This window comes from Streptococcus sp. 1032 (assembly GCF_013277015.1).
Taxonomy (GTDB): domain Bacteria; phylum Bacillota; class Bacilli; order Lactobacillales; family Streptococcaceae; genus Streptococcus.
Map to the genome: position 1 here is coordinate 42,701 of NZ_VMMD01000024.1, position 12,055 is coordinate 54,755.

Sequence of the window (12,055 nt, forward strand, 5' to 3'; positions counted from 1 at the left end):
AAGCTATGGAGGAAAATATGGCTGATAAAAAAACTGTGACACCAGAGGAAAAGAAACTCGCTGCTGAAAAGCATGTCGATGGATTGGTGCAAAAAGCTCTAGTTGCCCTTGAAGAAATGCGTAAATTGAATCAAGAGCAAGTTGACTACATCGTAGCTAAAGCTTCAGTAGCGGCTTTGGATGCCCACGGAGAATTGGCTTTACATGCCTTTGAAGAAACAGGACGTGGTGTATTTGAAGATAAAGCAACTAAGAACTTGTTTGCTTGTGAACACGTAGTAAACAACATGCGTCACACTAAGACAGTTGGCGTTATCGAAGAAGACGATGTAACAGGTTTGACCCTTATCGCTGAACCAGTTGGTGTTGTTTGTGGTATCACTCCTACAACAAACCCAACATCAACAGCAATATTCAAATCATTGATTTCATTGAAGACACGTAACCCAATCGTCTTTGCCTTCCACCCATCAGCACAAGAATCATCAGCTCATGCAGCTCAAATCGTTCGTGATGCTGCGATTAAAGCAGGAGCTCCTGAAAACTGCGTACAGTGGATCACTGAACCATCTATGGAAGCAACTAGTGCTCTTATGAACCACGAAGGTGTTGCGACAATCCTTGCAACTGGTGGTAATGCCATGGTTAAGGCGGCTTACTCATGTGGTAAACCAGCTCTTGGGGTAGGTGCCGGTAACGTTCCAGCTTATGTTGAAAAATCAGCTAACATCCGCCAAGCTGCACACGATATCGTCATGTCTAAATCATTTGATAACGGTATGGTCTGTGCCTCAGAGCAAGCGGTTATCATTGATAAAGAAATTTACGATGAATTTGTAGCAGAGTTCAAATCTTATCACACTTACTTTGTAAACAAGAAAGAAAAGGCTCTTCTTGAAGAGTTCTGCTTCGGCGTGAAAGCAAACAGCAAAAACTGTGCTGGTGCGAAATTGAACGCTGACATCGTTGGTAAACCAGCAACTTGGATTGCAGAACAAGCAGGATTTACAGTTCCAGAAGGAACAAACATTCTTGCTGCAGAATGTAAAGAAGTTGGTGAAAATGAGCCATTGACTCGTGAAAAATTGTCACCAGTTATCGCAGTTTTGAAATCTGAAAGCCGTGAAGATGGTATTACCAAAGCTCGTCAAATGGTTGAATTTAACGGTCTTGGACACTCAGCAGCTATCCACACAGCTGACGAGGAATTAACTAAAGAATTTGGTAAAGCTGTTAAAGCTATTCGTGTTATCTGTAACTCACCTTCTACTTTCGGTGGTATCGGGGACGTTTACAATGCCTTCTTGCCATCATTGACACTCGGATGTGGTTCTTACGGACGCAACTCAGTTGGGGATAACGTTAGTGCCATTAACCTCTTGAATATCAAAAAAGTCGGAAGACGGAGAAATAACATGCAATGGATGAAACTTCCTTCAAAAACATACTTTGAACGTGATTCAATTCAATACCTTCAAAAATGTCGTGACGTTGAACGTGTCATGATCGTTACTGACCATGCCATGGTAGAGCTTGGTTTCCTTGATCGTATCATCGAACAACTTGACCTTCGTCGCAATAAGGTTGTTTACCAAATCTTTGCTGATGTAGAACCAGATCCAGATATCACAACTGTAAACCGTGGTACTGAGATTATGCGTGCCTTCAAACCAGATACAATCATCGCTCTCGGTGGTGGATCTCCAATGGATGCTGCTAAAGTAATGTGGCTCTTCTACGAACAACCAGAAGTGGACTTCCGTGACCTTGTTCAAAAATTCATGGATATCCGTAAACGTGCCTTCAAGTTCCCATTGCTTGGTAAGAAGACTAAATTCATCGCAATCCCAACTACATCTGGTACAGGATCTGAAGTAACACCATTTGCCGTTATCTCTGATAAAGCAAACAACCGTAAATACCCAATCGCGGACTACTCATTGACACCAACTGTGGCAATTGTAGACCCTGCTTTGGTATTGACAGTGCCTGGATTTGTTGCTGCGGACACTGGTATGGACGTATTGACTCACGCGACTGAAGCTTATGTATCACAAATGGCTAGCGACTACACTGACGGTCTTGCACTTCAAGCCATCAAGCTTGTATTTGAAAACCTTGAAAGCTCAGTTAAGAATGCAGACTTCCATTCACGCGAGAAAATGCATAACGCTTCAACAATCGCTGGTATGGCCTTTGCCAATGCCTTCCTAGGTATTTCTCACTCAATGGCCCATAAGATTGGTGCGCAATTCCACACAATCCACGGTCGTACAAATGCAATCTTGCTTCCATACGTCATCCGCTATAACGGTACACGTCCAGCTAAGACAGCAACATGGCCTAAGTATAACTACTACCGTGCAGATGAAAAATACCAAGATATCGCACGCATGCTTGGCCTTCCAGCTTCTACTCCAGAAGAAGGTGTGGAATCTTATGCAAAAGCTGTTTACGAACTTGGTGAGCGCGTAGGTATCCAAATGAACTTCAAAGCACAAGGAATTGATGAAAAAGAATGGAAAGAACATTCTCGTGAATTGGCCTTCCTTGCTTATGAAGATCAATGTTCGCCAGCTAACCCACGTCTTCCAATGGTTGACCATATGCAAGAAATCATCGAAGATTCTTACTATGGCTACAAAGAAAGACCAGGACGCCGTAAATAATTGTTATCAGCCTAGAGGCGGGAGAAATCCTGTCTCTTTTTTTGTAATTCTATTTGAAAAATGGTATAATCATCGCATATATTTATTTGAAAATCAAATCTTTAATAATCATGCGAGGGGCAAATGAACAAGATAAATGAGTTAGGGGATAAAGTGCGACTTTTAAGAGAGGAGAAAGGACTTAGTCGTCCAGTTTTTTGCGGGGATGAGTCTGAATTATCAGTGCGTCAGTTGGTGCGGATTGAAAAAGGAGAATTTCGCCCGACGATAAAAACACTAGAATATATTGCAGAACGATTAGAAATTCCGTCCTACGTCTTGATGCCAGATTATAAGGAATTACCCAAGCGTTACCAAGAATTAAAGTACTTTCTTTTACATCATCCTGACTATGGAGACGAGGAGTTGCAGGAACAAAAGGAAGAATATTTTGATGAGATTTTTGAGTGTTTTTATGATGACCTGCCCCGTGATGAGAAAGTGCTAGTGGATTGTCTTCAAGCTATAGATGCAGTGAGAGCGACTAGTAATTCCTTATACGGAAGTGGTGTGATTGAAGACGGTCTTCAAGATTTACTATCCAGAGATGTATATAAAGCCGAGGACTTGTTGAAACTGAGACTGTATTTTCTTTGTCAGTTAATGGATGGTTTAAACGAGGGTGAGATAAAAAAGTCTGAGCATGAAACAATTCTTTATTTTCATGACAAATTAAGTTCTCAGGTTGATAAGATAGAGTTCGATTGTTTGGACTTACTTAGAGACTCCTTGTTAGCTTCTTTAACTTGTATAGAGATTATGGGGTTGCTTCATTATTTTAAGAGGGCAGTCGAGACCTTAAATAAAATAGGGCAAAAAACACGAGATTTCCAAAAGCAACCGATTGTCTTGATGGTGGAGTGGAAATATTATATTCATACCGATTATGATACAGCCAAACAAAAGTATGAAGAAGCAAAAATGATGGCGAGGATGTTTGGTAATGAGAAGTTACTCGTTAGTTTAGATAAGGAATGGAGCGAAGACTTAGAAAGGTATTATTAAATGATTTATAGGAGTGACATTTCTGTCATTGGGGAAATGTCGCTTTTTTGTTACAATGAATTTTATACTCAATGAAAATCAAAGAGCAAATTAGGAAACTAGCCGCAGGCTGTACTTGAGTACGGCAAGGCGACGTTGACGTGGTTTGAAGAGATTTTCGAAGAGTATTACTTGATATACATCCAGAAGCAAACTAGGCAATAGAGAAAAAATTCTAAGCAGTAGGTTCATAGTGGCAATCAGTGCTGATGTCGCTTGAAGGCTTTTCTATAATTATGATGTATGACGATAACAGTTTTAAATAAGGGGGAAAGAATGTCCATTTTATCCATTAAAAATATTTCAAAGTTTTACACTTTGGACGGTAAACATCAAGAGCAGGCTCTAAGAAATATAAACCTGCAGATTGCAAAAGGTAAAATTACAGCGATTTATGGTCCGTCAGGCTGTGGCAAAACCAGTCTACTAAACATCATCAGTGGTCTAGATAGACAATATGAAGGAGTTTTAGAATTTAAAGGGGAATCCCTCCGTGACTTATCAGAGATTGAACTAACTCAATTTCGTAAAAACAAGATTGGATTTGTGTTTCAAAACTTTAACCTTATTCCTCATCAGTCTGTCTTGGACAATGTCAAGCTACCTCTCTATGTCAAAGATTTATCTGACAGGGAGATGACAATGATTGCAAAGGAGCAATTAAGTAACTTGGGCATGGAGCCTTTTATGGCTAAAAATGTTAAACAGCTTTCTGGCGGGCAAAAGCAACGTGTAGCAATCGCGCGTGCCTTGGTAAATCAACCAGATATGATTGTAGCCGATGAGCCAACGGGTTCGCTGGATTCTCAATCCCAAGAAATGGTATTGGAAGTGTTTAAAAAATTAGCCCAAACAGGGAAAACAGTATTGATTGTAACCCATAATCCAGAGGTTGCTGAATATGCAGATGTGATTATCAAAATGAAGGATGGTGAAGTCGTTGAAGAAGTCAAAAAATAAAGGATTATCATTGAAAAATAAATTCAAACTTTCTTTAAATAACTTTCTGGAAAGAAAGTGGCGTAACCTATTGATTGCGATAGCAACCTCAATCGGTTTTGTAGGAGTCTTAATTTCTTTTGGCTTGGGAAATGCTTTGATTTCGATGATTGATGAAAATACGAATGGAGGTCAAATCCCTTCACAAGTTCAGATTGCTTTAAACACAAAAAATGTTGGACGAGGCTTTTTGAACCAAGATGATAAGAACTATATCACGGATACAGTTGGCAAAGAAACTATTAAATATTTGGAGAGTCCTTTTGGGATGATCATGTCAAATATTACTATAGATGGTCAAGAAATGGATCTGAGTCAAACGATGCCTTCTTATGCTCAAGTGGTGAGTCTCTATGAGGATACAAGTATCTCTGTTAGTAGTAATGAAGTGGACAAAGTATTAGCCGGTTCCCTCTATACTGATTCAAATGAACAGGGATTGACGATTCCAAGCAGTTTACTAAAAAATTGGAATGAACAGACAGGAAACAATCTGACAGCTAGTGATATTATTGGCAAATCAGTCTCAGCCAGCATTGTAGAAAATGATGCTGAAGCTAGCAAGACTGCTCAATTTCAAACAAAGATTGTACGTGTAATCAATGATGAAGATGACTTGGAGGACAGCAACAGTTTCATGCCGTCTCATCAAATGGAAACGATTTTGAAAGAGGCTGGATTTACAAAAGCTGTATCTTATTTTATCTTGGAACTCAAAGATCCATCACAAACAAAAGCGATAACAGAAGAATTGCAGAAAAACAAGAAGTATACTGTTCTTTCTCAACAGAAGGTTCTTGATATTGTGATTACTTTTATTCGTGTCATTCAGGGATTGTTGATTGTACTTTCATCACAAGCTATTGTAGTAGCAGCGGTCATGATTGGTATCATCATTTACATCAATATCATGCAACGTTCTAAGGAAATAGGTGTCATGAAGGCAGTTGGTTATCAGAATCGTGATGTCAAAGGAATTTTTATTTACGAGGCTATCTGGATTGTAGGAATCGCCTTGCTGCTGGCATTTTTGGTTGCACAAGGGGTGGGAAGTTTGGCGAATGCGATTGTAAGTCACTTTTACCCATCCATCACTAAGGTTTTTGAATTAAATCTTTTATCTGTTTTAGGAACTCTAGTTTTCGCTCTATTACTTGGTTATGTCTCAGCCTACTTCCCAGCGCGTAAAATTAGTAAAATGGATCCTGTAGAATCGCTACGATATGAATAGTAAGGGATTCCTTGATTTACAGTTTAAAAAAGAAACTAACATAGAAAAACAATGCCCGTACTTGCAATTCAACTCAAATAGTTATATAATAGGTTTGTTGAAAGGTGATTTGTAGTGATTCAAGTTACTCTTTTCACAATAAAAATTTCATGATTTTCATAAGGAGGAAATCACTAATGGTAGTTAAAGTTGGTATTAACGGTTTCGGACGTATCGGTCGTCTTGCTTTCCGTCGTATCCAAAACGTAGAAGGTGTTGAAGTTACTCGTATCAACGACCTTACAGATCCAGTCATGCTTGCACACTTGTTGAAATACGACACAACTCAAGGTCGTTTCGACGGTACTGTTGAAGTTAAAGAAGGCGGATTTGAAGTTAACGGTAAATTCATCAAAGTTTCTGCTGAACGTGATCCAGAACAAATCGACTGGGCTAACGACGGTGTAGAAATCGTTCTTGAAGCTACTGGTTTCTTTGCTAAGAAAGCAGCTGCTGAAAAACACTTGCACGCTGGTGGAGCTAAAAAAGTTGTTATCACTGCTCCTGGTGGAAACGACGTTAAAACAGTTGTATTCAACACTAACCACGACGTTCTTGACGGTACTGAAACAGTTATCTCAGGTGCTTCATGTACTACAAACTGCTTGGCTCCTATGGCTAAAGCTCTTCAAGATAACTTTGGTGTTGTAGAAGGATTGATGACTACTATCCACGCTTACACTGGTGACCAAATGATCCTTGACGGACCACACCGTGGTGGTGACCTTCGCCGTGCTCGCGCTGGTGCTGTAAACATTGTTCCTAACTCAACTGGTGCTGCAAAAGCTATCGGTCTTGTAATCCCAGAATTGAACGGTAAATTGGACGGAGCTGCTCAACGTGTTCCTGTTCCAGCAGGTTCTGTAACTGAGTTGGTAGCAGTTCTTGAAAAGAACGTTACTGTTGACGAAGTGAACGCAGCTATGAAAGCAGCTTCAAACGAATCATACGGATACACTGAAGATCCAATCGTATCTTCAGATATCCTAGGTATGTCTTACGGTTCATTGTTTGACGCAACTCAAACTAAAGTTCTTGACGTTGACGGTAAACAATTGGTTAAAGTTGTATCATGGTACGACAACGAAATGTCATACACTGCACAACTTGTTCGTACTCTTGAATACTTCGCAAAAATCGCTAAATAATTCTTGAGTCGATAGAAAAGCAAGGCCTCTGGTCTTGCTTTTTAAATATTTAAAAATGGATGACACAATCATCCATTCTTTTTTATTTCTCTTTCGAAAGTATCTGAAAGGGCAGTGAAGCTTAATTTTTCTAATGTAAGTGGATGGGTAAAGGAAAGTCGAAAGGCATGAAGCATAAGTCGATTTGATTTTCCTTTACTATTATAGAGAGGGTCGCCTAAAATAGGGAAGTTATGATGCGAAAGGTGCACACGAATCTGATGGGTTCGCCCGGTCTTTAGTTTGCAACGAACCAAGGAAGTTTTGTTTGGGAATTGCTTTAATCTGCTTACATTTGTTTCAGCATATTGCCCATTTTTTGTATCAACTACTCGTTTTCTGCGGTCATGGCGATCACGTCCGATTTTGTCCCTGAAAACAAGCTCTTTGCTGCTGATATTTCCATCAACTAGTGCCCAGTATTCCCTAGAAATCTCTTTTTTCTCCAGTAAGCGATTGAGAATAGGCAGGATAAAAGGATTTTTGGCAAAGAGAACCAAACCACTGGTTTCCATGTCCAGACGATGAACGACATAGCAGGTTTGGCCAACATAGGCACTGACATGGTTAAGAAGGGCGATTTCGCTTGGCTGATTACCATGCGTTTTCATCCCCTCTGGTTTGTTGACAATAATTAAGTGTTGATCTTGATAAACTTCCTGAATGAGGTTTGGGTTGCCCCAAGGAATTTCTTTTTCGGGATAATCTTCTTCGTCAAAAGTCAATTGGCAAACATCTCCAGGCTTCACCGTCTCGTTCCAATGAACTTCTCGCTGATTAATCAAAATGTGTTTCTTGATTCTCAAAAAATGACGGATTTTTCTAGGGATGAGGAGTTGTTCCTCAAGTAATTGCTTTACCGTCATTTGAGGTAGAGAGTCTGGTAAAGTAAAAGTGAATTTCATACAGATATTGTAACAAAAAAAGCCTTATTTGGATAGGAAATAGCTAAATTCTTGTCTTCCTATGATGAAGATGATAAAATAAACGCATGAAATTAGATAAATTATTTGAGAAGTTTCTTTCTCTTTTTAAAAAAGAAACAAGTGAATCAGAGGACTCTGATTCTACTAGCTTACGTCGCTCTCGTAGTGATCGAAAAAAATTAGCCCAAGTAGGTCCAATTCGAAAATTCTGGCGTCGCTATCATCTAACAAAGATTGTCCTTATACTAGGTTTGAGTGCAGGCTTGCTAGTTGGAACCTATTTGTTTGCTGTAGCTAAGTCAACCAATGTTAACGATTTGCAAAACGCCTTGAAAACTCGGACTATCATTTTTGACCGTGAAGAAAAAGAGGCTGGTGCCTTGTCTGGTCAAAAGGGAACCTACGTTGAATTGACTGATATCAGTAAAAATTTGCAGAATGCCGTTATTGCGACAGAAGACCGCTCTTTCTATAAAAATGACGGGATTAACTATGGTCGTTTCTTCTTGGCGATTGTCACTGCTGGACGTTCAGGTGGTGGATCTACTATTACCCAGCAGCTAGCTAAAAACGCCTATTTGTCACAGGATCAAACCGTTGAGAGAAAAGCGAAAGAATTTTTCCTTGCTTTAGAATTAACCAAAAAATATAGTAAGGATCAAATTCTAACCATGTACCTTAACAACGCTTATTTTGGAAATGGTGTGTGGGGTGTAGAAGATGCGAGTAAGAAATACTTTGGAGTTTCTGCATCAGAGGTGAGTCTGGATCAAGCTGCGACTCTGGCAGGGATGCTCAAAGGACCGGAATTGTATAATCCTTTGAATTCCGTACAAGATTCGACTAATCGTCGCGACACTGTCTTACAAAATATGGTTGCAGCAGGATATATTGATAAAAACCAAGAAACCGAAGCTGCAGAAGTTGATATGACTTCGCAATTGCACGATAAGTATGAAGGAAAAATCTCTGATTACCGCTATCCTTCTTACTTTGATGCGGTGGTTAACGAAGCCGTTTCCAAGTATAATCTAACAGAGGAAGAAATTGTCAATAATGGCTACCGCATTTACACAGAGCTGGACCAAAACTACCAAGCAAATATGCAGGTTGTCTATGAAAATAAAGTGCTATTTCCGAGGGCAGAGGATGGAACATTTGCTCAATCAGGAAGTGTCGCTCTCGAACCGAAAACAGGGGGAGTTCGTGGAGTTGTCGGTCAAGTTGCTGACAATGATAAAACTGGATTCCGGAATTTCAACTATGCAACCCAATCAAAACGTAGCCCTGGTTCTACAATTAAGCCTTTAGTTGTTTATACGCCAGCAGTTGAGGCAGGTTGGGCTTTGAATAAGCTCTTGGATAACCATACCATGCAGTATAACAGCTATAAGGTAGATAACTATGCAGGAATCAAAACGAGTCGAGAAGTTCCTATGTATCAAGCCTTGGCAGAATCGCTTAATCTACCTGCTGTTGCTACTGTTAATGATTTGGGTGTTGATAAGGCTTTTGAGGCAGGCGAAAAATTTGGACTCAACATGGAAAAGGTAGACCGTGTTCTTGGTGTCGCCTTGGGAAGTGGTGTCGAAACCAATCCTCTTCAAATGGCTCAAGCATATGCTGCCTTTGCAAATGAAGGTTTAATGCCGGAAGCTCATTTTATTAGTAGAATTGAAAATGCTAGTGGTCAGGTTATTGCGAGCCATAAAAATTCACAAAAACGGGTGATTGATAAGTCTGTAGCTGATAAGATGACCAGTATGATGTTGGGGACTTTCACCAACGGTACTGGTATTAGTTCATCGCCTGCAGATTATGTCATGGCAGGGAAAACTGGTACAACCGAAGCAGTTTTTAATCCAGAATACACAAGTGACCAGTGGGTAATTGGTTATACTCCGGATGTGGTGATTAGTCACTGGCTTGGTTTTCCGACCACTGATGAAAATCACTATCTAGCAGGATCTACTTCAAACGGTGCAGCCCATGTCTTCAGAAATATTGCAAATACCATTTTACCTTATACCCCAGGAAGTACCTTTACAGTTGAAAATGCATATAAGAAAAATGGAATTGCACCAGCTAACACAAAAAGACAAGTACAAACCAATGATAATAGCCAGACAGATGATAATTTGTCTGATATTCGAGGACGTGCGCAAAGTCTAGTAGATGAGGCTAGTCGGGCTATCTCGGATGCTAAGATTAAGGAAAAGGCTCAAACGATATGGGATTCGGTAGTCAATCTATTTCGCTAAGATGCTTGTCAAAGCCTAGCTTTCTTGTTATAATAGATAGGATGGAGGCGTTATGGCACTAAAAAAAGCAAGCCTAGCTTGTGCGGTTTGTGGTTCGAGAAACTATTCAATCAAGATTAGTGGAAACCCCAAGCCTACACGACTAGAAGTAAATAAATTTTGTAAGCATTGTGGTAAGTACACTACACACAGAGAAACGAGATAGGAGAGAGCGATGCGTTTTATTGGAGATATTTTTAGACTTCTTAAAGACACAACATGGCCAACTCGCAAGGAAAGCTGGAGAGATTTTCGTTCTATCATGGAATACACAGCTTTCTTTGTAGTAATTATTTACATTTTTGACCAGTTGATTGTTTCAGGTTTGATTCGATTTATTAACATTTTTTAGAAGGCTAGTGGAGTTATTTACACTAGAAATCTTCTATTTATGAAAGGAAATATCATGGATAGTTTTGATAAAGGATGGTTTGTTTTACAAACTTATTCTGGTTATGAAAATAAGGTAAAAGAAAATCTATTACAACGTGCACAAACCTACAATATGTTGGATAATATTCTACGTGTTGAAATTCCAACACAAACAGTGCAAGTTGAAAAAAATGGAAAGAGAAAAGAAGTAGAAGAAAATCGCTTTCCAGGTTATGTTCTTGTAGAAATGGTCATGACAGATGAAGCTTGGTTTGTTGTTCGAAACACACCAAATGTTACAGGATTTGTCGGATCACACGGGAACAGATCAAAACCAACTCCATTATTGGAACAAGAAATTCGTGACATTTTGATATCTATGGGACAAACTGTTCAAGAATTTGATTTCGATGTTGAGGTTGGTCAAACTGTACGTATTATTGATGGTGCTTTTGCAGACTACACTGGTAAGATTACAGAAATTGATAATAACAAAGTAAAAATGATTATCTCTATGTTTGGTAATGACACAGTTGCAGAAGTAAACCTAAACCAAATCGCAGAATTATGACCCAAAGAGAGGCAAGACCTCTCTTTTTGTGCAGTTGAGGAGCTAAAGGGTGCAGAATGGATGAAATGTGCCAAAAGTGTTTCTGAATCTGTTAGACTGTATCTAGAAAGGGGAAGATTATGCTTAAAAAAATGTATGAAGAAGTCCAAGGAATTGTATACAAGTGTAGAAATGAATATTACCTTCATTTGTGGGAGCTATCGGATTGGAACCAAGAGGGTATGATTTGCTTACATGAATTGATTAGTAGAGAAGAAGGACTAGTAGACGATATTCCACGTTTAAGGAAATATTTCAAAACCAAGTTTCGAAATCGAATTTTAGACTATATCCGTAAACAAGAAAGCTACAAACGAAGATATAATAAAGAACTTTATGAAGAAGTGGGTGATATAAGTCATCGTATAAGTGAGGGCGGTCTGTGGCTAGATGATTATTATCTCTTTCATGAAACACTAAGAGATTATAGAAACAAACAAAGTAAAGAGAAACAAGAAGAACTAGAACGCGTCTTAAGAGATGAACGCTTCCGAGGGCGTCAAAGAGTGCTAAAGGACTTACGCATTGTGTTTAAAGAGTTTGACATCCGTACTCATTAGGAATTCATGCAAAAAAATAAAAAAAGTTTAAAAAAGGTGTTGACAAAGTTTAAAAAGCCTGTATAATAGTAAGAGTTGA

Annotated in this window: 11 protein-coding genes; 10 read left to right on the forward strand and 1 reads right to left on the reverse strand. The window is 39.2% G+C overall.

Annotated features, from left to right (window positions below):
* Positions 1 to 17 precede the first annotated feature (17 nt).
* The 5 genes from adhE (at position 18) to gap (ending at position 7,169) form a co-directional block, all read left to right on the forward strand.
* Positions 18 to 2,669 carry a bifunctional acetaldehyde-CoA/alcohol dehydrogenase gene (adhE, locus tag HT711_RS08580; RefSeq protein ID WP_173250025.1) on the forward strand — a complete coding sequence of 884 codons (2,652 nt, stop codon included), beginning with the start codon at positions 18 to 20 and terminating at the stop codon, positions 2,667 to 2,669.
* Between the two features lie 123 nt (positions 2,670 to 2,792).
* A complete protein-coding gene (locus HT711_RS08585) occupies positions 2,793 to 3,713 on the forward strand; it encodes an XRE family transcriptional regulator (RefSeq protein ID WP_173214474.1) in 921 nt (306 codons plus the stop codon).
* A 315-nt stretch (positions 3,714 to 4,028) separates the two neighbouring features.
* The gene (locus tag HT711_RS08590) at positions 4,029 to 4,712 is read left to right on the forward strand and encodes an ABC transporter ATP-binding protein (RefSeq protein ID WP_138701941.1); all 684 of its coding nucleotides are present in this window, start codon (positions 4,029 to 4,031) and stop codon (positions 4,710 to 4,712) included.
* Positions 4,681 to 5,982 carry an ABC transporter permease gene (locus tag HT711_RS08595; protein ID WP_173214475.1) on the forward strand — a complete coding sequence of 434 codons (1,302 nt, stop codon included), beginning with the start codon at positions 4,681 to 4,683 and terminating at the stop codon, positions 5,980 to 5,982. The genes HT711_RS08590 and HT711_RS08595 overlap by 32 nt, the downstream gene beginning before the upstream one ends.
* A 176-nt stretch (positions 5,983 to 6,158) precedes the next feature.
* Positions 6,159 to 7,169, forward strand: a complete 1,011-nt coding sequence (gene gap / locus HT711_RS08600; protein WP_000260662.1) for a type I glyceraldehyde-3-phosphate dehydrogenase — start codon at positions 6,159 to 6,161, stop codon at positions 7,167 to 7,169.
* Between the two features lie 68 nt (positions 7,170 to 7,237).
* Here gap and HT711_RS08605 read toward each other — a convergent pair whose 3' ends face one another.
* The gene (locus tag HT711_RS08605; protein ID WP_112445382.1) at positions 7,238 to 8,113 is read right to left on the reverse strand and encodes an RluA family pseudouridine synthase; all 876 of its coding nucleotides are present in this window, start codon (positions 8,111 to 8,113) and stop codon (positions 7,238 to 7,240) included.
* Between the two features lie 86 nt (positions 8,114 to 8,199).
* On the opposite strand from HT711_RS08605, the gene pbp2a reads away from it, so the two are divergent.
* The 5 genes from pbp2a to HT711_RS08630 all read left to right on the forward strand — a co-directional run bounded on the left by pbp2a (position 8,200) and on the right by HT711_RS08630 (position 11,976).
* Positions 8,200 to 10,395: a penicillin-binding protein PBP2A gene (gene pbp2a, locus HT711_RS08610; protein ID WP_112445384.1), complete on the forward strand. Its 2,196-nt coding sequence runs from the start codon at positions 8,200 to 8,202 to the stop codon at positions 10,393 to 10,395.
* Positions 10,396 to 10,447: 52 nt separating this feature from the next.
* Positions 10,448 to 10,600 (forward strand): 50S ribosomal protein L33, encoded by a 153-nt coding sequence (rpmG, locus tag HT711_RS08615; protein ID WP_001809375.1) that lies wholly within the window; start codon positions 10,448 to 10,450, stop codon positions 10,598 to 10,600.
* Between the two features lie 9 nt (positions 10,601 to 10,609).
* Positions 10,610 to 10,786, forward strand: a complete 177-nt coding sequence (secE, locus tag HT711_RS08620; RefSeq protein ID WP_001210991.1) for a preprotein translocase subunit SecE — start codon at positions 10,610 to 10,612, stop codon at positions 10,784 to 10,786.
* Between the two features lie 54 nt (positions 10,787 to 10,840).
* A complete protein-coding gene (gene nusG / locus HT711_RS08625; RefSeq protein WP_000376734.1) occupies positions 10,841 to 11,377 on the forward strand; it encodes a transcription termination/antitermination protein NusG in 537 nt (178 codons plus the stop codon).
* A 119-nt stretch (positions 11,378 to 11,496) separates the two neighbouring features.
* Positions 11,497 to 11,976 (forward strand): sigma-70 family RNA polymerase sigma factor, encoded by a 480-nt coding sequence (locus HT711_RS08630; RefSeq protein ID WP_112445386.1) that lies wholly within the window; start codon positions 11,497 to 11,499, stop codon positions 11,974 to 11,976.
* Positions 11,977 to 12,055: the final 79 nt, after the last annotated feature.